Raw genomic sequence first — 21,854 nt, 5'->3', positions numbered from 1 at the left:
CCGTCCCGGATGCGGGAGGGACCGGGGCTCCGTCATACGCCCTGGCCGGTTACTTGTTGCGGCCGCGCTTCTCGCGGACCCGCACCGAGATGTGGATCGGGGTGCCCTCGAAGCCGAACTCCTCACGCAGCCGACGCTCGACGAACCGCCGGTAGCCGTGCTCCAGGAAGCCCGAGGCGAACAGCACGAAGCGCGGCGGCTTGGTGCCGGCCTGGGTGCCGAAGAGGATCCGGGGCTGCTTGCCACCGCGGACGGGGTGCGGGTGGGAGGCGACGATCTCGCCGAGGAAGGCGTTCAGCCGGCCGGTGGGGACACGGGTCTCCCAGCTGGCGAGGGCGGTCTCGATCGCCGGTACGAGCTTCTCCATGTGCCGGCCGGTGACGGCCGAGACATTGACCCGCGGTGCCCACGCGATCTGCGCGAGCTCCGTCTCGATCTCGCGCTCCAGGTAGTAGCGGCGCTCCTCGTCGAGCTTGTCCCACTTGTTGTACGCGATCACCAGGGCACGCCCGGCCTCCACGGCCATGGTGATGATGCGCTGGTCCTGGACGCTGATGGACTCGCCCGCGTCGATCAGGACGACGGCGACCTCGGCCTTCTCCACGGCGGCGGCGGTACGCAGCGAGGCGTAGTAGTCCGCGCCCTCCTGGAGGTGGACGCGGCGGCGGATGCCTGCCGTGTCGATGAACTTCCAGGTGATGCCGCCGAGCTCGATCAGCTCGTCGACCGGGTCGCGGGTGGTACCGGCGAGCTCGTTGACGACGACGCGGTCCTCGTTGGCCACCTTGTTCAGCAGCGAGGACTTGCCGACGTTCGGACGGCCGATGAGCGCGATCCGGCGCGGGCCGCCGATCGCGGTGCCGAAGCGCTGGGCCGGGGCCTCGGGAAGCGCTTCGAGCACGGCGTCGAGCAGGTCGCCGGTGCCGCGGCCGTGCAGCGAGGAGACCGGGTGCGGCTCGCCGAGGCCCAGCGACCACAGCGCGGTGGCGTCCGCCTCGCCGCTCTGTCCGTCGACCTTGTTGGCGCACAGCACGACCGGCTTGCCGGCCCGGCGCAGCAGCTTGACGACGGCTTCGTCGGTGTCGGTCGCGCCGACGGTGGAGTCGACCACGAAGACGACCGCGTCGGACGCCTCGATCGCGTACTCGGCCTGGGCGGCGACGGAGGCGTCGATGCCCAGCACGTCCTGCTCCCAGCCGCCGGTGTCGACGACCTTGAAGCGGCGGCCCGCCCACTCGGCCTCGTAGGTGACGCGGTCGCGGGTGACGCCGGGCTTGTCCTCGACGACCGCCTCGCGCCGGCCGATGATCCGGTTCACCAGCGTCGACTTGCCGACATTGGGACGGCCGACGACGGCGAGCACGGGCAGCGGACCGTGTCCGGCCTCGTCGATCGCACCCTCGACCTCTTCGAGGTCGAAGCCCTCCTCCGCGGCGAGCTCCATGAACTCCGCGTACTCGGCGTCGCCAAGCGCTCCGTGCTCGTGGTCCGAGCCGCCGGAGTGAATCTGGTCGTTCATGAAGTCCGTTCCTCTTTGCATCATCATCGATGGGCCACGACTGCGCGGCCCACTACTCAAGTCTTACCCGGCGCCCGGTGAAACGCCTGGCCTCGTCCAGATGGGCGGTCAGCCGCGCCTGGATCCGTACCGTCGCCTCGTCCAGCGCCTTGCGGGTACGCCGACCGCTGCTGTCGCCCGCCTCGAAGGCGTCGCCGAAGACGACGTCGACCCGGCTGCGCAGCGGCGGCAGTGCCGATATCAACCGTCCGCGGCGCTCGGTGCTTCCCAGGACGGCCACGGGCACGATCGGCGCCCCGCTGCGCACCGCGAAGTACGCGAGCCCGGCACGCAGGGAGGCGAAGTCGCCCTCGCCCCTGGTGCCCTCGGGAAAGATCCCGAGCGCCCCGCCGTTCTCCAGCACGCCGAGGGCGTGGGTGATGGCGGTGCGGTCGGCGGTCGTACGGTCCACCTTGAGCTGCCCGATTCCGCGCAGGAACGGGTCGAGCGGGCCGACGAACGCCTCTTTCTTGATCAGGAAGTGGACGGGCCGGGGCGCGGTGCCCATCAGCATCGGACCGTCGATGTTGTGCGAGTGGTTCACCGCGAGTATGACGGGTCCGGAGGCGGGAACCCGCCACGCGCCGAGGACGCGGGGCTTCCACAGCCCGTACATCAGCCCGATGCCGATCCCGCGCCCGACCGCCGCACCGCGCGGCGAGGGCGAGCCCGTGGCCTGGGTCACTTCGTGGCCCGCTTCTCCTCGACGAGGGTGACGACACACTCGATGACCTGCTGAAGGGTCAGCTCTGTGGTGTCCACCTCGACCGCGTCGTCCGCCTTGGCGAGCGGGGAGGTCTTGCGGCCGGAGTCGGCCGCGTCCCGCTTGATCAGCGCTTCCTTGGTGGCCGCGAGGTCGGAGCCCTTGACCTCTCCGCTGCGGCGGGCGGCGCGGGCCTCCGGGGAAGCGGTGAGGAAGATCTTCAGGTCGGCGTCGGGCAGCACGGTGGTGCCGATGTCCCGGCCCTCGACGACTATGCCCCGCTCGGCCGCGGCGGCGATGGTGCGCTGGAGCTCGGTGATCCGGGTGCGCACCTCGGGGACCGCGCTGACGGCGCTGACCTTGGAGGTGACCTCCTGGGTGCGGATCGGGGCCGAGGCGTCCTCGCCGTCGACGGTGATCGTCGGGGCGGCGGGGTCGGTGCCGGAGACGATGACCGGCTTGGCGGCCGCGGTCGCCACCTCCATCGCGTCCTGCACGTCGATGCCGTTGTTCAGCATCCACCAGGTGATCGCCCGGTACTGGGCGCCGGTGTCCAGGTAGCTCAGGCCGAGCTGCGCGGCGACGGCCTTGGACGTGCTCGACTTGCCGGTGCCGGAGGGCCCGTCGATGGCGACGATCACTGCGGCCGGGGCCGTACGGGTTTCCACGGTGGTGGACACCTTCCTGATACACGGGGTGGGCGGGACGGGGGCGCGTGCGTACCCGCCCCGCACAAGGTTACCGAGTGCCGGAGCAGGTCTCTGCACCCCTGTGGACAACGCCCTCCCGGTCCCGCCGCCCCGGGCCTACTGCCGTATCGACCAGCCCCGCTCGCGCAGCGCCGCGCTCAGCGCGGGGGCCGCGCTCGGCTCGACCATGAGCTGGACCAGGCCGGCCTGCTGGCCGGTGGCGTGCTCGATGCGCACGTCCTCGACGTTGACCCCGGCCCGTCCGGCGTCGGCGAAGATCCCGGCCAGTTCGCCCGGCCGGTCGCTGATGAGCACGGACACCATCTCGTACGCGGTGGGGGCGGTCCCGTGCTTGCCCGGCACCCTGACCCGGCCCGCGTTGCCGCGGCGCAGCACGTCCTCGATGCCCTCGGTGCCCTCGCGGCGCCTGGCGTCGTCGTCGGACTGCAGGCCGCGCAGCGCCCGTACCGTCTCGTCGAGGTCGGCGGCGACCCCGGCCAGCACGTCGGCGACCGGGCCGGGGTTGGCGGAGAGGATCTCCACCCACATCCGGGGGTCGGAGGCGGCGATCCGGGTGACGTCCCTGATGCCCTGGCCGCAGAGGCGTACGGCGGTCTCGTCGGCCTCCTCCAGCCGGGCGGCGACCATCGACGAGATCAGCTGCGGGGTGTGGGAGACCAGGGCGACGGCCCGGTCGTGCGCGTCGGCGTCCATGACGACCGGGACGGCCCGGCAGAGCGCGACCAGTTCCAGGGCGAGGTTGAGTACCTCGGTGTCGGTGTCACGGGTCGGGGTGAGGACCCAGGGCCGGCCCTCGAACAGATCCGCGGTGGCGGCGAGCGGGCCCGACCGCTCCTTGCCGGCCATGGGGTGGGTACCGATGTACGGCGTGAGGTCGAGGCCGAGGGCCTCCAGCTCGCGGCGCGGGCCGCCCTTCACGCTGGCGACGTCGAGGTAGCCGCGGGCGATCTCGTCCCGCAGGGCGGTGGCCAGCACCGAGGCCACGTGGGCGGGCGGCACGGCGATGATCGCCAGGTCCACACGCTCCTCGGGTGCCTCGTCCGTACCGGCGCCCAGCGCGGCGGCGGTGCGGGCCGACTGGGGATCGTGGTCGACGAGGTGGACCTGGATGCCGCGCCCGGCGAGGGCGAGGGCTGCGGAAGTGCCGACGAGGCCCGTTCCGATGACGACGGCGGTTCTCACTGGGCGATGTCCTTGCGAAGTGCGGCGGTGGCACCGAGGTACACGTGGGCGATCTCGGACTTGGGAAGGTACGTCTCGACGTGCGCCAGGACGCGCACCACACGGGGCATGGCCCCCGCGATGTCCAGCTCCTGGGCGCAGATCAGCGGTACGTCGACGATACCGAGCCCGCGTGCGGCGGCGGCCGGGAAATCGCTGTGCAGGTCGGGGGTGGCCGTGAACCAGATGCTGATCAGATCGTCCGCGACGAGGCTGTTGCGCTCCAGGACCGCGGTGAGCAGGGCACCGACCCGCTCGTCCATGTGCCCGGCCTCGTCCCGCTCCAGCTGGACGGCTCCGCGGACCGCTCGTACCGCCACGTCGTGCTCCTCGGTTCCTCGTACGTCTCGCGCCTGCTGTCCGCCTGCGTGATCACTCTGCCCGGTCAGCCTAGAGGGGCGGCGGGGCAGGCGGTCCGGGGTGCTCCGTCCGTGAGACGGGGCGGCGCACGGACACGGCCCGGGGCGCGCCCGGCTCCGGTCCGCCGGACGGGTCCCCGGGCCGCTTCCGCTGTCAGAGTTGCTGCTCCCGGACCAGGTCCTCGATCGAGCGGCCCTCCGGCACCTCCCCCGACGGAGTCAGCCTGTCGACCGCCGTCGGCAGCGACCGGGCGATCTCGTCGGCCGCCTGTTGCGGGGTGACCCCCGTTTCCCGGGCGACCTTCTGCAGGGTCTCGTCCGGCAGTGCCTCACTGATCTGGGCGCCGCTGACCGCCTGGTTCTCACCGGTGCCGACCCAGGACTGCGCCTGGTCGACGAGGCCGGACCTGGTGAGCATCCCGATCAGCCCTTCGAGCGCGTTGCCGCCGCCCGTTCCGCCCCGGCCGCCGCCGAGCGCGCCCAGCAGCGCGCCGAGGACGTCGCCCGCGCCGCCCGGGCTGCCCGCGCCGCTGCCCTGGCCGCCGCCCAGCAATCCGCCCAGCAGGCTGCCGAGATCGTTTCCTGCCATGGTTCTTCCTTTCCGGAGGGGGTGATTTATCGACAATGTCGATCAGAACCCGGCCTTCTGCCACTTGAGCGGGGTGCCCGAGGGCGCTCCCGCAATTCCCGGTGCAACCCGTTTTCGCTCACGTACTCTCGCCGGCATGATCACCCCTGATCCCGAGGCTCTCGTACGCGACCACACGGTCTACTCCTGCGTGATGGGCTCACGTGCCTTCGGGCTCGCCACTGAGGGGAGCGACACCGACCGGCGCGGCGTGTTCCTCGCTCCGACGCCGCTGTTCTGGCGGTTCGAGAAGCCGCCGACGCATGTCGAGGGCCCGGCGCAGGAGCAGTTCTCGTGGGAGCTGGAGCGTTTCTGCGAGCTGGCGCTGCGCGCCAACCCCAACGTGCTGGAGTGCCTGCACTCACCGCTGGTGGAGCACGTCGACACCGTGGGCCGTGAACTGCTGTCCCTGCGCGGGGCGTTCCTCTCCCGGCTGGCCCACCGGACCTTCGTACGCTACGCGTTGGGCCAGCGCAGGAAGCTGGAGGCGGACGTACGGCTGCACGGGGCGCCGCGCTGGAAGCACGCCATGCACCTGCTGCGGCTGCTGGCCTCCGGCCGGGACCTGCTGCGCACGGGCGAGCTCACGATCGAGGTGGGCACGGCCCGCGAGCAGCTGCTGGCGGTGAAGCGGGGCGAAGTGCCGTGGGCGGAGGTCGACCGCCGGATGAACCGCCTCGCCGAGGAGAACGACGAGGCCGCGAGAAGCTCCCCGCTCCCGCCGGAGCCCGACCGGGCCCGGGTGGAGGACTTCCTGATCCGCACCCGCCGGGCGTCCGTGTCCTGGCCCGGCGCAAGCTGAACACCCAGGGCCTCTCGTTCGGATCAGGCCGGGCTCGCGTGCCCCGGTGCCATGCCTCGCCGATCCGGCCCGATCCGAACGAAGGACCCTAGGACGCCCGCCCCGTCAGCCGCGCCCGCACCACGAGCTCGTGCAGCGCGTCGAACCCGCCGGCCGCCTCCGGAAGCCCCGAAACCGCCTGGGCCTCGTCCAGCACCCCGTGCAGCGCCTCCACGTCCCGGGCCGCCACCGCCCCGTCCACATCCCCCGCTCCCCCGTGTTCCGCCTCGGCCTTCGCCTCGATCAGCCCGGGCAGATACGCGGGCGCAGCCACCTCCCCGATGAGGGTCGGCAGATGTGCCCGCACCTCGCCGCTGCGCATCAGGTGGATCCCGGTGAGCAGTGCCCGGAACGTGTACAGCAGCGGCTTCAGTTCGCCGGTCTTCTCGAAGAGCCGCCACTGGGTGCTGGCGAAACCCCGGTAGTGGTGGGCGTGGTTACGGGTGAGCACACCCGGCGCCAGGTCCACCATTTCCGCGTGCAGACCGCTCGTGTGCACGACGAGCGGCGAGAGCAGCTGCTCCAGCACATAGCCGTTCGGCTTCAGCATCAGCCGGACGAACTTCCGCAGGTCGTGCGTGACGAGATCCATCTCGACCCCGTCCCGGTCCCACATCCGCGAGCGCGTCTCCTCGGCCTCGCGCAGTCCCACGAGATCTTCCGCGGGCAGGAGATGGACCCCCCGAAGGTCCACATCCGAGTCCTTCGAGGGGAACCCGTACAGATGCGCCCCGGAGACCGTGGCGAACAGCAGCGGGTGGCGCTCTTCGGCGAGGACCGGGCCCAGGTCCGTGACCGGCAGCCCGTCCTCCTCGAGGTGCTTGGTGTCCGTACGCATGGCTCAAGAATCCCAGAGCGCCCCCAGCGACAGCAGATCGCTGCGGTACTCGATCCGCTCCGCCCACTCCTTGGGCCAGGCCCCGGCCCCCAGGTGCGCCCCGGCGAACGCGCCGGTCAGGCAGCCCAGGGAGTCCGAGTCGCCCCGGGTGCAGGCGGCACGGCGCAGTGCGGTGACGGGTTCCTCGGGGAAGAGAAGGAAGCAGTGCAGGGCCGTGGCCAGGGCCTCCTCGGCGATCCAGCCGTCACCGGTCAGCTCGCAGGGGTCGGTCTCCGGGGACGGGTCGCGCAGCGCGTCCTGGACGCGGGCCAGGGCGGTGAGGCACTCGTCCCAGCCGCGCTGGATGTACAGCTCGGGCGAGGAGTCGCCCGCGTACCGCCAGAGGTCGCCGAGCCAGCGTGTGAGGTAGCGGCCGCTGTTCTCGTACGCGTACGAACGCAGCTGCCCGATCAGGCCCATCGGTTCCGCCCCCTGCGCCAGCAGGTACACCGCGCGGGCCGTCAGGTCGGACGCGGCGAGCGCGGTCGGATGGCCGTGGGTGAGGGCAGCCTGCAACTGGGCGGCGCCGGAGCGCTGTTCGTCGCTGAGTCCGGGTACGAGCCCGACCGGCGCGACCCGCATGTTGGCGCCGCAGCCCTTGGATCCGGTCCGGCTGGCCTCCTGCCAGAGCCGGTCGCTGTCGAGCAGCCGGCAGGCGGTCATGCAGGTGCGGCCGGGGGCGCGGTTGTTGTCGGGCGAGTGGTACCAGTCGACGAACTCCTCGCGTACCGGGCGGGTCAGCCGCAGCGGGGTGAGCAGCCCGCGGTCCATGGCGGTACGGATGCCCCGCCCCAGGGCCAGTGTCATCTGGGTGTCGTCGGTGACGTGTGCCGGCTTCGGCAGCCGCATCGCGCGCCACGGCCCGCACTTGGCGAGGATCGACGGCACGTTGTTGAACTCGGTCGGGAAGCCCAGGGCGTCGCCGAGCGCAAGCCCGGTCAGCGCGCCGGTGGCGGCCTGTTTGGTGATGGTCCTGGTCACGATCACGTGCTTCTTCCTTCCGGTCTCAGCAGTGGAGGGTGCAGGGCGGTGGCGGCACCCGCCCGGTAGAGCGCGGCAGGCTTTCCCCGCCCGCCGGTGCGGCGCGGCGATCCCTCCACGGCCTGGACGAAGCCGGGCGTGGTGAGGACCTTGCGCCGGAAGTTGGGACGGTCCAGCTCGACGCCCCAGACCGTCTCGTACACCTGCTGGAGTTCCCCCAGGGTGAATTCGGGCGGGCAGAAGGCGGTGGCCAGACAGCTGTATTCGAGTCTGGCGCCGATCCGGTCGTGCGCGTCGGCGAGGATGCGGTCGTGGTCGAAGGCGAGCGGGCCGAGCGCTCCGGCGTCCCACCACCGGGCACCGGCCGCGTCGCCGCCGCCGCGCGGCTCGGGCAGGTCGGGTACGAGTGCGGCGTACGCGACGGAGACCACCCGCATCCTGGGGTCGCGGTCCGGATCGCTGTAGGTGCGCAGCTGTTCCAAGTGGAGGGCGCCGGCGGTGTCCTCCGTCAGTCCGGTCTCCTCGGCGAGCTCCCGGCGGGCGGCGGACTCGGCGGACTCGCGGGGCAGGACGAAGCCGCCGGGCAGCGCCCAGTGCCCCTTGTACGGGTCCTCGCCCCGTTCGACGAGCAGGACGTGCAGCCGTCCACCGCGGACCGTGAAGACGGCGAGGTCGACGGTGACCGCGAAGGGTTCGAAGGCGTGCGGGTCGTAGCCCGCGGGGGCGGCTGTGCTCATCGGTGCTCCGGCAGGGGTGCGGCGAACTTCCAGCTGTCGGCGAGCAGCGCGTCGACGGCGGCGACCGCGGTGGCCAGGCGTTCCTCGTGGCTTCCGGTGAGCTCGATGAACCGCCGTCCGGTGCGGGTGAGCTCGGCCCGGAACCGGTCGGTCATCCAGGGCCGCAGCTCCTCGCCGTCGCGCAGTCCGTCGTCCTCGAAGGCGACGCCCTCGTGGTCGGTGAGCAGCCACAGGTGGTGGGCGACCCGGTCCGCGGTCTCCTCGACGAGCGGGTTGCGGCCGCCGATGTACCGCTCGTGCCAGACGGTGGTGGCGAAGGAGTCGGTGTCGCAGAAGAGCACCGGCGACCCGGTGCGCGCGGCGGCATCCTCCCTGTCGTTCTGGGTCCCGGCGATCAGCGGGAAGTCGTCGGTGGTGAAGGCGACGTCCTCCCACTGGGCCCCGGGCCACCGCTCGCGCAGGGCGGCCAGTTTCTGTTCGCTGAACTCCCGCCCGTACTCGGCGACGTACCCGGTCCGCGCCCAGACGCCGCCGCGCCCGCGATAGTGGCCGGTGAGGGCTCGGGCCATCGTCGTGGTGCCGGTGGATTCCGCGCCGAGGACGACGATCCGGCGGGCGAGGGCGGCCCGTACGGGCGGCTCCAGGAAGTCCCAGCACCCGACCGGGTCCTTGCGGACGGCGGTGCCGGAGACCGGGAAGACCGTGCGGTCGGGGTCGACGCAGACGGATTCGGCGCCGAACCGGCGGGCGAGTTCGTCCCCGTACGACTCCGAGGTGAAGACGGCGTCCACCGGCTCGGGCACGGCCCCGGTGAAGACGGCCATGTGCGCGTCCCAGATCGCCGGGTCGTGGAGGTCCATCCGGATGTCGTCGACGGCTCCGACGACCCGGACGTCCGGGTGCACCTCCCGCATCCAGGCCACCCGGTCGGCGAGCGGCACGGACTCGACGGAGGCGGCGCAGACCAGGACGGTCACCCGCTCGCAGCGGTCCCGCGCGGTGCGGACGAGGTGGTGGTGGCCGGCGTGCGGCGGGTAGAACTTGCCGAGGACCAGCCCGTGTCCGTAGCTCTTCATGCCGTCGCCTCCGCCAACTGCCGCCACTGCCCGGCGAGATCACGCCTCCAGTTGCGCAGGCCGATCAGGCAGAGCGTCAGGAAACCGACGTACAGCAGCGAGGTCAGATAGAGCTCCTTGTACGCGTACAGCGGGATGTACACCACATCGGCGGCGATCCAGAGCCACCAGGACTCGACGAGCTTGCGGCACTGCCCGTACGTCGCCGTCAGGGACAGCGCGGTCGTCAGGGCGTCCCAGAAGGGCACGGTCGAGTCGGTGGCGCGGTCGAGCAGGACAGTGAGGGCGAGCGTCCCCACCGCCCCCGCCGCGAGCAGCCAGGTCCATTCGGCGCGCGTGGTGCGCCGCACCGGCAGGTCCGGTGAGCCCGGTCCACCCCCGTGGGTCCAGGTCCACCAGCCGTACGCGGCAAGGGCGATGAAGACGACCTGGAGGCCGGCGTCGGCGTACAGACCGGACTGGGTGAACAGCAGGATGAAGAAGAGGTTGTTGGCGATACCGATCGGCCAGTTGGCGAGGTGCTGGCGGGCCACGAGCCATACGCACAGCGCCCCGCTGCCGAAGCCGAGCACCTCGGTCCAGCTGACCGGGGTGTCGAGCACCGTCACCAGGGGTTGTTGCAGGGGATCGAGGAAATCCGCGAGACTCACACCCGCCTCCTTAATAGTCACTCTGACTATAAAGGCGGAAGAGGCGCGGGAAAAGGCCCGCGGCCGGTTCCTGTTCGAAATTCGGGAACAGGAACCGGCCGCGGGCCGTGGAGCGGACGGAGGAGGGCTACAGACCGACCTCGCGCATCAGCATGCCCACCTCGGTGTTGGTGAGGCGGCGCAGCCAGCCGGACTTCTGGTCGCCCAGCGGGATCGGCCCGAAGGACGTGCGCACGAGCCGCTCGACCGGGAAGCCGGCCTCGGCCAGCATCCGGCGGACGATGTGCTTGCGGCCCTCGTGGAGGGTCACCTCGACCAGGTAGTTCTTGCCGGTGTTCTCGACGACCCGGAAGTGGTCGGCGCGGGCGTACCCGTCCTCCAGCTGGATGCCGTCCTTGAGCCGCTTGCCCAGGTCGCGCGGGAGCGGCCCCTGGATGGCGGCCAGATAGGTCTTCTTCACCCCGTACTTGGGGTGGGTCAGGCGGTGGGCCAGCTCGCCGTGGTTGGTGAGCATGATGATGCCCTCGGTCTCGGTGTCCAGCCGGCCGACGTGGAAGAGCCGCGTCTCACGGTTGGTGACGTAGTCGCCGAGGCACTGGCGGCCGTCCGGGTCCTCCATCGAGGAGACGACACCGGCGGGCTTGTTCAGCGCGAAGAAGAGGTAGGACTGGGCGGCGACGGTCAGACCGTCGACCTTGATCTCGTCCCGGTTCACATCGACGCGCATGCCCTGCTCTAGGACGATCTCGCCGTTGACCTCGACGCGGGCCTGCTCGATCAGCTCCTCGCACGCCCGGCGCGAGCCCATGCCGGCCCGGGCGAGGACCTTCTGCAGCCGCTCGCCCTCCTGCTCGGCGCCCGGGTGCGTCTTGGGCGTCCTGATGTCGGGCTTGTTCGCGTACCGGTCGCGGTTGCGCTGCTCGATCTTGGCGTCGAGCTCACGCGGACGGGACGGGGCGCCCTGGCGACGCGGGCCACCGCTCCTGCCGCCCTGTGCGGGCTTCGGGCCGCCCTTGGCGCCGCCGCGGGCCGCAGCGCCGCGTCCCTTGCGGGGACCGTCGCCGCTCTTCTCCCCGGTGGCGCCCACGTCGTAGCGGCGCTCCTCGGGCCGGGGCCGGCGGGGACGCTGCTCCTGCTTGCCGTCGCGCCCGGCGCCGGCACCGCGAGGGTTCCGGCTGCCGCCGCTCCTGCCGCCGCCGCTGCCGCTTCCGCTGTTCCTGCCACTGCTTCGCATCAAAATTCCGTCTTGTCGTCTGCGTGAGTATCCGGGGTGTCCGGTGCGTCCGGATCGAACGACGGCACACCCTCTAGCGTCTCAGCCTCGATCGCGTCCGCCTCGGGGAGGAAGGGCGCGAGCTCCGGGAGCTCATCCAGGCCACGCAGGCCCATCCGCTCCAGAAAGTAGTTCGTCGTCCTGTACAGGATCGCACCTGTTTCGGGTTCCGCGCCCGCTTCCCCCACCAGACCCCGCTGGAGCAGGGTCCGCATGACCCCGTCACAGTTCACGCCGCGGACCGCGGAGACCCTGGAGCGGCTGACCGGCTGGCGGTACGCGACCACCGCGAGGGTCTCCAGTGCCGCCTGGGTCAGCCGGGCCTGCTGGCCGTCCAGGACGAAGGCCTCCACGGCCGCCGCGTACCCGGGGCGGGTGTAGAAGCGCCAGCCGCCCGCCACCAGCCGCAGCTCGAAACCGCGGCGCTGCACGGTGTACTCGTCGGCCAGCGCGCGCAGCGCGTCGGCGACGGCCCGGCGGGGCCGCTCCAGGACCTTGGCGAGGTGCTCCTCGGTGGCGGGTTCGTCCACGACCATGAGGACGGCCTCCAGCGCGGGCCCGAGGTCGAGATCCGCGACGGTGGAGCCGGTGCTCTCCTGCTGACTCATGCCTTCACATCCTCCTGGACGTCCTGCGTCTCGGGGTCGAACTCGTCCGTGACGACGGGCCCGGCCCCCTCGCCCCCGGCCCAGCGCACCAGGAGCTCCCCGAGTGCCTCGTCCTGGTCGAGCGCGACGGCCTTCTCCCGGTACAGCTCCAGCAGCGCGAGGAACCGGGCGACGACGGTGAGGGTGTCCGGGGCGTCCTCGGTGAGCGTGCGGAAGCTGGCCTCCCCCGCCTCCCGCAGCCGCGCCACCACGATCTCTGCCTGTTCCCGCACGCTGACCAGCGGGGCGTGGATGTGGTCGACGTACACCTGCGGCTCGGCCTTCGGCTGCATCGCCTTCACGGCCAGTGCGGCGAAGCCCTCCGCCCCGATGCTGATCACGACCTCGGGCAGCAGTTCGGCGTGGTGCGGCTCCAGCCCCACGGTCCGCGGGAACCGCCGCCCCTCCGACACCAGCCGGTCGCTGAGGATCTCCGCGATGCGCTTGTACGCGCGGTACTGGAGCAGCCGGGCGAAGAGCAGGTCCCGCGCTTCGAGCAGCGCCAGATCCGCCTCGTCCTCCACCTCGGCGGCAGGCAGCAGCCGGGCCGCCTTCAGGTCGAGCAGGGTCGCGGCGACGACGAGGAACTCGGTGGTCTGGTCCAGGTCCCAGTCCGGCCCCATGGCGTGGATGTGCGCCATGAACTCGTCGGTGACCTTCGACAGCGCGACTTCGGTCACATCCAGCTTGTGCTTGGCGATGAGCTGGAGGAGCAGGTCGAACGGCCCCTCGAAGTTCGCCAGCCGGACGGTGAACCGCCCGTCGTCGGGCTCGGACGGCTCGGGGAGCCCGGTGGGTCCGGCCGCCGCGACAGACGCTTCCACGGGCGCTTCGGGCGCCTCGACGGGCGGCGGGGCGGGGGCCTGCGCGACGGTGCCCCCGCCGTCCGCCGGCTCCGGCTGCCCGGACCGGCCGCCCGGACCGCGCCCCAGGGGGCGGCGGGGGGTGCGGGCGGGCTCGTCGGTCGTCGGCATGAAGATCCAGGGGCAGCGGGATACGGGCGGCGGGCGTGGCCCGTACGGGAAGGGCCGGGCCGCTCCTTCGGCGGTCGCCCACCGGGCAGGCTACCGGCGCCTCACCCGTCAGCGGCCGCGCAGCCGCCGTACGAGGATGCTCGCGTCGCCCCGCGACTCCAGATCCGCGAGGACCACCGCGACCGCCTCACGGACGATCCGTCCGCGGTCGACCGCGAGCCCGTGCTCCCCGCGCAGTACGAGGCGGGCGTGTTCGAGGTCCATCAGTTCCTCGGCCGAGACGTAGACGGTGATCTTCTCGTCGTGGCGCTCACGGCCGCTGGGCCGCCGGTTCGCCCCGCGCCCGGCACCACGCCTGCGCTGCTGCTGGACGGCGGGGGCGGGGACCGCCTCCTGCGCGGCGGGCGAGGCGGCCGCCGGTGCGGGCTGCTGGGGCCTGCGGCCCGCCTGCGCGGCCACCGCGACCCGGTCGCCGTCGCCGCCCCGGGTGCGCGATTCCGCCGCGTCGGCGTCGGCCGCGGAGTGCTCCTCGCGCGAGGCGCCTTCGGTGGCCTGCGCCGGGTCCGCCCCGGCTCCGTCCGCCGCGCCATCGCTCTCACCGGCCGGACCGGGCACCCGGGCCTCGCCGTTCGCCTTGCGCCGCCGGTCCGCCGGGGACGAGGCCTGGAGCCCCATTCCTCCGGTGGTACGGAACAGTTCGTCGGCCCCGGGCAGACTCACTCGGCGTGACACCGGGCGAGCACCTCCCTGGCGAGCTGGCGATAGGCGGCGGCACCGACCGAGTTGGAGGCGTACGTGGTGATGGGTTCACCGGCGACCGTGGTCTCCGGGAAGCGCACGGTGCGCCCGATGACCGTGTGGTAGACGTGGTCGTCGAATGCCTCGACGACGCGCGCGAGGACCTCACGGCTGTGCACCGTACGGGAGTCGTACATGGTGGCGAGGATGCCGTCGAGCTCCAGATCGGGGTTGAGGCGCTCCTGGACCTTCTCGATGGTCTCGGTGAGCAACGCCACACCACGCAGCGCGAAGAACTCGCACTCGAGCGGCACTATGACCTTGTGGGCGGCCGTGAGGGCGTTCACGGTGAGCAGGCCGAGCGAGGGCTGACAGTCGATCACGATGTAGTCGTAGTCGGACATCAGCGGCTTCAGGGCACGCTGCAGCGTGGACTCCCGGGCCACCTCGCTCACCAGCTGCACCTCGGCCGCCGACAGGTCGATGTTGCTGGGCAGCAGGTCCATGTTCGGGACCGCGGTCTTCAGCAGCACCTCGTCGGCCGACATGCCCCGCTCCATGAGCAGGTTGTAGACCGTGAGGTCGAGCTCCATCGGGTTGACGCCGAGCCCGACCGACAGGGCTCCCTGCGGGTCGAAGTCGACGAGCAGGACGCGCCGCCCGTACTCCGCGAGCGCGGCGCCCAGGTTGATGGTCGACGTGGTCTTGCCGACGCCGCCCTTCTGGTTGCACATCGCGATGATCTTCGCGGGCCCGTGGTCGGTCAGCGGGCCCGGGATCGGGAAGTAGGGCAGGGGGCGACCGGTCGGGCCGATCCGCTCGCGGCGCTGGCGGGCAGCGTCGGGCGCGAGGGTGGCCGCGTACTCCGGGTCGGGCTCGTACTCGGCGTCGGGGTCGTAGAAGTGCCCCTGGGGCACCTCGTCGAAGTCGGCGAAGTGGGCGGTCTCCCGGCCACTCTCGTTGCCGGCCATGGCGTTCACGTGTAGGCCGTCCATCATCTGGGGGGCTGTCGTCATGTGCTGTTGGGTGGCGAAGGTGCGGACAGCGACGGAGCCGACAGCCTCCAGCCCGATCGGGCCCTGGCCCCGTGCAGGCATCCCTGGATGAACACCTCCGGGAGTAAATGTCGACTCATTCACAAGTCGTCTTACCTCCTTGGACGTGACCAGGAAACTTATCGATAGGTCAGCGTGGCACCATGCCGACGATTGGCGACTCTATGGCGTGTCACCGCTCCGCAGCAACACAATCCGCCGGACCCGGCCCGATGTGTCGGCAATCGAACACCCCGCTGTCAAGGGCGCGCAGCCACCGGGGTGCGGTTTTAACGGGTGTACGAATCGGTTGAAGAGTTACGTTCGAGACGAGTTGCACGGGGTCCCCGCAGGGGCCCGACATGCCTCCGGCCGGACCTTGCTCGGCAAGGTCCGGCCGGACGCGCGAAGTTGACGGAGGCGGTTGACCCGTCAGCCGAGGAGCGAGCTCAGCTCGACGTGCTCCAGGCCGTGCGCTTCGGCGACCTCGCGGTAAACGACCTGCCCGTCATGGGTGTTGAGACCCTTGGCGAGCGCGGCGTCACGGCGCAGCGCCTCGACCCAGCCGCGGTTGGCGAGCTCCACGATGTACGGCAGCGTGGCGTTGGTGAGGGCGTACGTGGAGGTGTTCGGCACCGCGCCCGGCATGTTCGCGACGCAGTAGAAGACCGAGTTGTGGACCTTGAAGGTCGGCTCGGCGTGCGTCGTCGGGTGGGAGTCCTCGAAGCAGCCGCCCTGGTCGATCGCAATATCGACAAGAACACTTCCGGGCTTCATCTTGGCGACGAGCTCGTTGGTGACCAGCTTCGGCGCCTTCGCGCCGGGGATCAGCACCGCGCCCACGACGAGGTCGGCCTCGATGACGGCCTTCTCCAGCTCGAAGGCGTTGGAGACGACGGTCTTCACCTTGGTGCCGAAGACCTTGTCGGCCTCGCGGAGCTTGTTGATGTCCTTGTCGAGCAGCGTGACGTGGAAGCCGAGACCGACGGCGATCTGGGTGGCGTTCCAGCCGGAGACGCCGCCGCCGATGACAACGGCCTCGGCGGGCGCCGTGCCCGGGACGCCGCCCGGCAGCACGCCGCGGCCGCCCACGGAGCGCATCAGGTGGTAGGCGCCGACCTGGGGGGCCAGCCGGCCCGCGACCTCGGACATCGGGGCGAGCAGCGGGAGCGCGCGGTTCGCGGTCTCGACCGTCTCGTAGGCGATGGCCGTGGTGCCCGACTCGATCAGCGCGTCGGTGCACTCGCGGGAGGCGGCGAGGTGCAGGTAGGTGAAGAGCGTCTGGTCCTTGCGGAGGCGGTGGTACTCCTCGGCGACCGGCTCCTTGACCTTGAGCAGGAGGTCGGCGGTGGCCCAGACCTCGTCGGCGGTGGGGAGGATCTGCGCCCCGGCGGCGACGTACTCCTCGTCCGTGATGGAGGAGCCGGCACCGGCGTTCTCCTCGACGACGACCTGGTGGCCGTGGCGGACGAGCTCGTGCACACCGGCAGGCGTGATCGCCACGCGGAACTCGTTGTTCTTGACTTCGCGGGGGATGCCGACCTTCACGTCGATCACGGTCCTTGGCTCAGAGGGTTACCCGGACATAGCTATACATACCCGGATAGACACTACGTAAATGGAGACACCGCGAACACACGCGGCAGAGCCATTCTAATGAAGGGTTTCGCGCTGTCTAGCCTTACAAAGCATTATTTTTCTGTTGCCGTACTACGGATTTCGCAGGTCACGCCTTCCTGGTCCAGCAATCTGGCGGCCAACCCCCGGTGCAGCCCGGCCGCTGCCGGGTCACCGAGCCTGTCGAAGGTGTCGGCCAGCCGGAGCTCCAGCGCCGCCTGCAGCCGTACGTCCCCCGCCCGCCTGGCCCACTCGACGGCCTCCTGGCAGGTGTGCAGGGACTCGTGCGGCCGGCCCGCGTACTCCTGCACCCGGGCCGCCTCGCTGAGCGCCCGCGCCTGGGCCGGCACGTCGCCGAGCCTGCGGTACCCGGCCGCCGCGGCGCGCCAGTTGCGCAGCGCCTCGCCGTACCGCCCGGCATAGGTGTGGACGGCGCCGAGCCGCCCGTACAGCCGCGCCTCGTCGGCCCGCTCCCCCTGGGTGAGCCGCTGCGCCAGCGCGCGGCCGTACCAGTCGGAGGCCCGCTGGAAGTCCCCCAGCTCGGCATAGGCGCCACCTACGGATTCCATCGCGCGGCCGGTGGCGTACGGGTCGTTCGCGGCGCGTCCGGCGTCCAGTGCGGCCCGGTAGCGGGCCAGTGCCTCCCGGGTGCGGCCGGTCCTGGCGTCGAGATCGGCGAGGTTGAGCAGCGCGGCGGCCCGCTCGCGCGGCAGCTCCCGCCGCTCGGCGACGGCCAGCACCAGACCGTGCAGCCCGTACAGCTCGGGCGCGGCGGCCTCGGTGCCCCGGTGCACGGCCAGCGCCCGCACCAGCGCGGCCACCAACCGCCTTGCCAGGGTGTCGAGTTCACCGTCCTCGACGGCGATCCGGGCCGAGGCCAGCAGGGCGGGCCGGCGGATCCGCAGCCATTCGGCGGCCGCCTCGGGGTTGGGGAAGCGCAGCGAACGCGGCAGTCCGGCGAGCTTGCGGCGGGCCGGGGAACCCTCGGGTTCGGTGACCGCCCGGCAGGACTGGAGCAGCCGTACGGTCCGCTCCAGCATCCGGGCCCTGGCGAGCTGGATCTCCGCCGGCCGGTCCCTGGCCTCCAGCAGCGCCCGCAGCAGCGGCGCGAGGCAGCCGGGCACCTCGTACTGCGGCTGGTCCGCGCCATTGCTGTGCAGCAGCCCGAGCGCCACGAAGTCGTCGAGGGTCGTCTGGGCGGCCGAGACGGAGCAGCCGGCCAGCGCGGACGCGGTGTGGGCGTCGGCGAGCCCGGCGGGGGCGAGGGCGAGCAGTCGCAGTATCCGGGCGGCCGCCGGCGGCAGCGAGTCGTGGGCCAGCCGGAAGGCGCGGGCCAGCGGGCGGGAGCCGGTGGACTGCTCCGTGTCGTCCGGCAGTTCGCGCAGCTGCTTGGTGACATCGGCGACCGACGCCATGGGGTGGGCGGCGAGCCAGCCCCCGACCATCACCAGGGCGGCCGGCATCCCCGCGCATTCCTCGGCGAGGGACTCGGCGGTCCGTGGATCGACGGTGATCCTGACCTCTCCGATGACGGGGGCGAGCAGCCGTACGGCGGAGCCCGCCTCCAGGCCGCCGATGGTGCAGGGGCGGACGCCGGGGATGCCGGTCAGCGGGCCCCCGGAGGTGGCGACGACCAGGCAGTCCGGGTTGTCCGGCAGCAGCGGGTCGACCTGCTCCGCGTCCGCAGCGTCGTCCAGGAGCAGCAGGGCGCGGCGTCCGGCGAGCTCCTCGCGGACCATCTCGGAGAGTTCGTCCCCGTCCGCGCCGGGCGGCCCGGCGACACCCAGCTGGTCGAGCAGCTCGCGGGCGGTGCGCTCGGTGGGGACCGCCGCGCCGCCGGGATCGGTGAGCCGGGCGCGGAGCAGTCCGTCGGGGTGGCCGCCGGCGGCGAGCAGCCTGCGGGCCAGTTCACCGGCGAGCGCGGTGCGTCCGGAACCGGGGCGTCCGGCGATCAGCAGGACCCGGGCGCGGGCGGCCTTGCGGCCGGCCAGGGTGTCCAGGCCGGCTCTCTCGATGTCGGCCCGCAGCTCCTTCAACTCGCGCTCGCGGCCGAAGAATTGGGGTGGGGCGGTACCGGACGGCTCCTCGGTTCCCGCTGCCTTGGCCGGGCCGCTGGTGTCCACCGCCTGATCCGTCACGGGCCACGCTCCACTTCGCTGCACGCGTCGCCCGCCGGGACTCCGGTCAGGGCATTCCGAGCGTAGTTCAGGCGTGCGGACGATTTCCCTGGAGCAGGGCGCAGAGGTCCCCCGATCGGATCAGCATCTTTTCCGATCGAAGGACCACGGTGAAGCGTTCAGCGGCCCCACGGGCCGCCCCTACGGCCCGTCAGGCCTCGAACGGGCGGGCCGGCCACGGCGCCTCGGCCGGACGCAGCGACTCGATCCCGTCACCCGCGAGGACCGCGGCCAGCGAGAGGACGCCCACCACCAGGCAGTTGTTGTGCAGCTCCCCCGCGAGCACGCCCCGCACCAGCTCCTGGAGCGGCACCCGGGCCAGCTCCATGTCGGCCTCCTCCTCGGATACCTCGAAGCGCTCCCCGTCGGCCTCGGAGAGGTTCCGGGCCAGGAAGATCCGTACGGCTTCGTCGCAGCCGCCCGGTGTGGTGTAGACGTCGGTCAGCACCCGCCAGTCCTCGGCCTTGACGTACGCCTCCTCGTAGAGCTCGCGCTGCGCCGCGTGCAGCGGGTTCTCGCCGGGGACGTCGAGCAGTCCGGCCGGGATCTCCCAGAGCTTGTGGCGCACCGGGTGGCGGTACTGCCGCAGCACGACGACCCGGCCGTCGTCGTCGAGGGCGAGCACGGCGACCGAGCCCGGGTGGACCTGGTAGTCGCGGCGGACGACCGTGCCGTCCGGCATCACCACTTCGTCGGTGCGGACGCTGGTCTTGTTGCCGGTGAAGGGCGTCTCGGTCGCGGTGACCTGCCACTCCTCGGGCGTGTCCTGGAAACCCATCTACGTCCTCCCACGAAAAACAGAAACCGGGGCACGCGTCCTCGAAGGACCCGTACCCCGGTCAACGTTAATGCCTGTGCGGCGCCGGACTACTTGCCCTTGCCGCCACCGGCCGCGGCGCCCGTCTTGCGCTCGACGGCCGCCTTCACCAGGCCCGCGAAGAGCGGGTGCGGGCGGGTCGGACGGGAGCGGAGCTCCGGGTGCGCCTGGGTGGCGACCAGGTAGGGGTGGATCTCGCGCGGGTACTCGACGTACTCGACGAGCTTGTTGTCCGGGGAGGTGCCGGAGAAGACCAGACCGGCCTTCTTCTCCAGCTCGGCCCGGTAGGCGTTGTTGACCTCGTAGCGGTGGCGGTGGCGCTCCTCCACGTACGGCTGGCCGTCGTACGCCTCGCGCACCAGCGAGCCCTCGGCGAGCTTCGCCGGGTACAGGCCGAGCCGCATGGTGCCGCCGAGGTCGCCCGCGCCCTCGACGTACGCCAGCTGCTCCTCCATCGTCGAGATGACGGGGTGGGAGGTGGCGGCGTCGAACTCGGTGGAGTTGGCGTCGGGGATCTCGGCGAGGTTGCGCGCGGCCTCGATCACGATGCACTGGAGGCCGAGGCAGAGGCCGAGCAGCGGCACCTTGTGCTCGCGGGCGTACTGGATGGCGCCGATCTTGCCGTTGACACCGCGGTCGCCGAAGCCGCCGGGGACGCAGATCGCGTCGACGTCGCCGAGCTGCTTCGCGGCACCCGCCGGGGTCTTGCAGTCGTCCGAGGCGACCCACTTGACCTTGACCCGTGCCTTGTTGGCGAAGCCGCCGGCCCGGATGGCCTCGGTGACCGAGAGGTAGGCGTCGGGCAGGTCGATGTACTTGCCGACGAGCGCGACGGTGATCTCGTGGTCGGGGTTGTGGACGCGGTCCAGCAGGTCGTCCCACGTCGTCCAGTCGACATCGCGGAACGGCAGGTCGAGCTTGCGCACGACGTAGGCGTCCAGGCCCTCGGTGTGCAGCACCTTCGGGATGTCGTAGATCGACTTGGCGTCCACACAGGCCACCACGGCGGCCTCGTCGACGTCGCACATCAGCGAGATCTTGCGCTTGATGGCGGTCGGTACGTCGCGGTCGGCGCGCAGCACGATGGCGTCCGGCTGGATACCGATGTTGCGCAGCGCGGCGACGGAGTGCTGGGTCGGCTTGGTCTTGAGCTCGCCGGACGGCCCGATGTAGGGCAGCAGCGAGATGTGCACGACGAAGACGTTGTCCCGGCCGACCTCGTGGCGGACCTGGCGGACGGTCTCCAGGAACGGCAGCGATTCGATGTCCCCGACCGTGCCGCCGACCTCGGTGATGACGACGTCGACGTCGTCGGTGGCCATGCGGCGGATGCGGTGCTTGATCTCGTTGGTGATGTGCGGGATGACCTGCACGGTGTCACCGAGGTACTCGCCGCGCCGCTCCTTGGCGATCACCTGCGAGTAGACCTGGCCGGTGGTGACGTTGGCGGAGCCGTCGAGGTCGACGTCGAGGAAGCGCTCGTAGTGGCCGATGTCCAGGTCGGTCTCGGCGCCGTCGTTGGTGACGAACACCTCACCGTGCTGGAAGGGGTTCATCGTGCCCGGGTCGACGTTGAGGTACGGGTCGAGCTTCTGCATCGTGACCCGAAGGCCGCGCGCCTTGAGCAGGGCACCGAGGCTGGAGGCAGTCAGACCCTTGCCGAGGGAAGAGGCGACACCCCCGGTGACGAAGATGTGCTTGGTCGTCGTGGATGTGGGCTGCATAGCCAAAGGGGGCTCCCGTGGTCGCGATCGTGAGGTGCGTACCGGCGTTTTCGTCCGGAGACTCCGGAGGCGCCGTCGCTGCGGTTCGGGGGCCTCGTCTGCGGTTGCGGACGACCACCGGTCCACGGGCTACCAGGGTATCAGCGCCGAAGGGAGCCTGCTTCCGGCCGCATTCCGGCGCCCACCTCGCATGATCACCACGAGTACTCGTACACACACCCGTTCGGGTCAGACCGGTTGCCGAGACGATCGCGCGGATCATCGAGGTGCGTCGTATCCTGCTCGGACACTCGCCCAGGGCGAGGTGACACGTTCGCAGGATCCCCCACAACAACCCCTTGCGACGACCTCTTGACCCGCAGTAATGCCCTACGGGGCGACATGGCCGTTCGACTGGAGATGCACGTGGCCGGGCGCATCGAGGATTACGCACTCATCGGAGACATGCAGACCGCCGCCCTGGTCTGCCGGGACGGCACAGTGGACTGGCTGTGCCTTCCCCGCTTCGATTC

21 protein-coding genes are annotated in these 21,854 nt (G+C 71.5%); 1 reads left to right on the top strand and 20 read right to left on the bottom strand.

Annotation, left to right across the window (positions count from 1 at the left end):
• Positions 1-49: 49 nt before the first annotated feature.
• The 6 genes from der to ACWCPY_RS24435 all read right to left on the bottom strand — a co-directional run bounded on the left by der (position 50) and on the right by ACWCPY_RS24435 (position 5,140).
• On the bottom strand, positions 50-1,519 hold the full coding sequence (gene der, locus ACWCPY_RS24460) for a ribosome biogenesis GTPase Der (protein ID WP_451268221.1): 1,470 nt from the start codon (positions 1,517-1,519) through the stop codon (positions 50-52).
• A 52-nt stretch (positions 1,520-1,571) separates the two neighbouring features.
• Positions 1,572-2,243 (bottom strand): lysophospholipid acyltransferase family protein, encoded by a 672-nt coding sequence (locus tag ACWCPY_RS24455; protein WP_451268219.1) that lies wholly within the window; start codon positions 2,241-2,243, stop codon positions 1,572-1,574.
• Positions 2,240-2,941 carry a (d)CMP kinase gene (cmk, locus tag ACWCPY_RS24450; protein ID WP_451268217.1) on the bottom strand — a complete coding sequence of 234 codons (702 nt, stop codon included), beginning with the start codon at positions 2,939-2,941 and terminating at the stop codon, positions 2,240-2,242. The genes ACWCPY_RS24455 and cmk overlap by 4 nt, the downstream gene beginning before the upstream one ends.
• Positions 2,942-3,067: 126 nt before the next feature.
• Positions 3,068-4,153 carry a prephenate dehydrogenase gene (locus tag ACWCPY_RS24445; RefSeq protein WP_451268215.1) on the bottom strand — a complete coding sequence of 362 codons (1,086 nt, stop codon included), beginning with the start codon at positions 4,151-4,153 and terminating at the stop codon, positions 3,068-3,070.
• Entirely contained in the window at positions 4,150-4,512 is a 363-nt protein-coding gene (gene aroH / locus ACWCPY_RS24440) for a chorismate mutase (RefSeq protein ID WP_451268213.1), read from the bottom strand. Before aroH ends, ACWCPY_RS24445 begins: the two co-directional genes overlap by 4 nt.
• A gap of 193 nt (positions 4,513-4,705) precedes the next feature.
• Positions 4,706-5,140, bottom strand: a complete 435-nt coding sequence (locus ACWCPY_RS24435; RefSeq protein WP_451268211.1) for a YidB family protein — start codon at positions 5,138-5,140, stop codon at positions 4,706-4,708.
• Positions 5,141-5,276: 136 nt separating this feature from the next.
• Between ACWCPY_RS24435 and ACWCPY_RS24430 the strand changes: the two genes are divergently transcribed.
• Positions 5,277-5,981 carry a nucleotidyltransferase domain-containing protein gene (locus ACWCPY_RS24430; protein WP_451268209.1) on the top strand — a complete coding sequence of 235 codons (705 nt, stop codon included), beginning with the start codon at positions 5,277-5,279 and terminating at the stop codon, positions 5,979-5,981.
• 88 nt (positions 5,982-6,069) lie between these two features.
• On the opposite strand, the gene ACWCPY_RS24425 is transcribed toward ACWCPY_RS24430, so the two are convergent.
• The 14 genes from ACWCPY_RS24425 to ACWCPY_RS24360 form a co-directional block, all read right to left on the bottom strand.
• Entirely contained in the window at positions 6,070-6,858 is a 789-nt protein-coding gene (locus ACWCPY_RS24425; protein ID WP_451268207.1) for a nucleotidyltransferase domain-containing protein, read from the bottom strand.
• A 3-nt stretch (positions 6,859-6,861) separates the two neighbouring features.
• Positions 6,862-7,884 carry an ADP-ribosylglycohydrolase family protein gene (locus tag ACWCPY_RS24420; protein ID WP_329815620.1) on the bottom strand — a complete coding sequence of 341 codons (1,023 nt, stop codon included), beginning with the start codon at positions 7,882-7,884 and terminating at the stop codon, positions 6,862-6,864.
• The gene (locus tag ACWCPY_RS24415; protein WP_451268205.1) at positions 7,881-8,615 is read right to left on the bottom strand and encodes an NUDIX hydrolase; all 735 of its coding nucleotides are present in this window, start codon (positions 8,613-8,615) and stop codon (positions 7,881-7,883) included. Before ACWCPY_RS24415 ends, ACWCPY_RS24420 begins: the two co-directional genes overlap by 4 nt.
• A complete protein-coding gene (locus tag ACWCPY_RS24410) occupies positions 8,612-9,691 on the bottom strand; it encodes an AAA family ATPase (protein ID WP_451268203.1) in 1,080 nt (359 codons plus the stop codon). The genes ACWCPY_RS24415 and ACWCPY_RS24410 overlap by 4 nt, the downstream gene beginning before the upstream one ends.
• Positions 9,688-10,341: a nicotinamide riboside transporter PnuC gene (gene pnuC / locus ACWCPY_RS24405; protein WP_451268201.1), complete on the bottom strand. Its 654-nt coding sequence runs from the start codon at positions 10,339-10,341 to the stop codon at positions 9,688-9,690. Before pnuC ends, ACWCPY_RS24410 begins: the two co-directional genes overlap by 4 nt.
• Positions 10,342-10,468: 127 nt before the next feature.
• Entirely contained in the window at positions 10,469-11,575 is a 1,107-nt protein-coding gene (locus ACWCPY_RS24400) for a pseudouridine synthase (RefSeq protein WP_451268199.1), read from the bottom strand.
• Complete coding sequence (gene scpB, locus ACWCPY_RS24395) at positions 11,575-12,222, bottom strand: SMC-Scp complex subunit ScpB (RefSeq protein WP_451268197.1); 648 nt, start codon at positions 12,220-12,222, stop codon at positions 11,575-11,577. Before scpB ends, ACWCPY_RS24400 begins: the two co-directional genes overlap by 1 nt.
• Positions 12,219-13,235, bottom strand: a complete 1,017-nt coding sequence (locus tag ACWCPY_RS24390) for a segregation and condensation protein A (RefSeq protein WP_451268195.1) — start codon at positions 13,233-13,235, stop codon at positions 12,219-12,221. The genes scpB and ACWCPY_RS24390 overlap by 4 nt, the downstream gene beginning before the upstream one ends.
• Positions 13,236-13,343: 108 nt before the next feature.
• A complete protein-coding gene (locus tag ACWCPY_RS24385; protein WP_451268373.1) occupies positions 13,344-13,955 on the bottom strand; it encodes a hypothetical protein in 612 nt (203 codons plus the stop codon).
• Entirely contained in the window at positions 13,952-15,070 is a 1,119-nt protein-coding gene (locus ACWCPY_RS24380) for a ParA family protein (RefSeq protein ID WP_329815627.1), read from the bottom strand. Before ACWCPY_RS24380 ends, ACWCPY_RS24385 begins: the two co-directional genes overlap by 4 nt.
• A 369-nt stretch (positions 15,071-15,439) precedes the next feature.
• Entirely contained in the window at positions 15,440-16,555 is a 1,116-nt protein-coding gene (gene ald, locus ACWCPY_RS24375) for an alanine dehydrogenase (RefSeq protein ID WP_362443008.1), read from the bottom strand.
• Positions 16,556-16,698: 143 nt separating this feature from the next.
• On the bottom strand, positions 16,699-18,762 hold the full coding sequence (locus ACWCPY_RS24370; RefSeq protein ID WP_451268192.1) for a tetratricopeptide repeat protein: 2,064 nt from the start codon (positions 18,760-18,762) through the stop codon (positions 16,699-16,701).
• A 190-nt stretch (positions 18,763-18,952) separates the two neighbouring features.
• Positions 18,953-19,579, bottom strand: a complete 627-nt coding sequence (locus ACWCPY_RS24365) for an NUDIX domain-containing protein (RefSeq protein WP_072484237.1) — start codon at positions 19,577-19,579, stop codon at positions 18,953-18,955.
• Positions 19,580-19,668: 89 nt separating this feature from the next.
• Positions 19,669-21,342 carry a CTP synthase gene (locus ACWCPY_RS24360; RefSeq protein WP_451268190.1) on the bottom strand — a complete coding sequence of 558 codons (1,674 nt, stop codon included), beginning with the start codon at positions 21,340-21,342 and terminating at the stop codon, positions 19,669-19,671.
• Between the last annotated feature and the right edge of the window lie 512 nt (positions 21,343-21,854).

It is taken from the genome of Streptomyces sp. NPDC002403, from assembly GCF_053593015.1.
The sequence above is the reverse complement of the archived record's forward strand: the minus strand, read 5'-3'. Positions and strand labels throughout refer to the sequence as shown.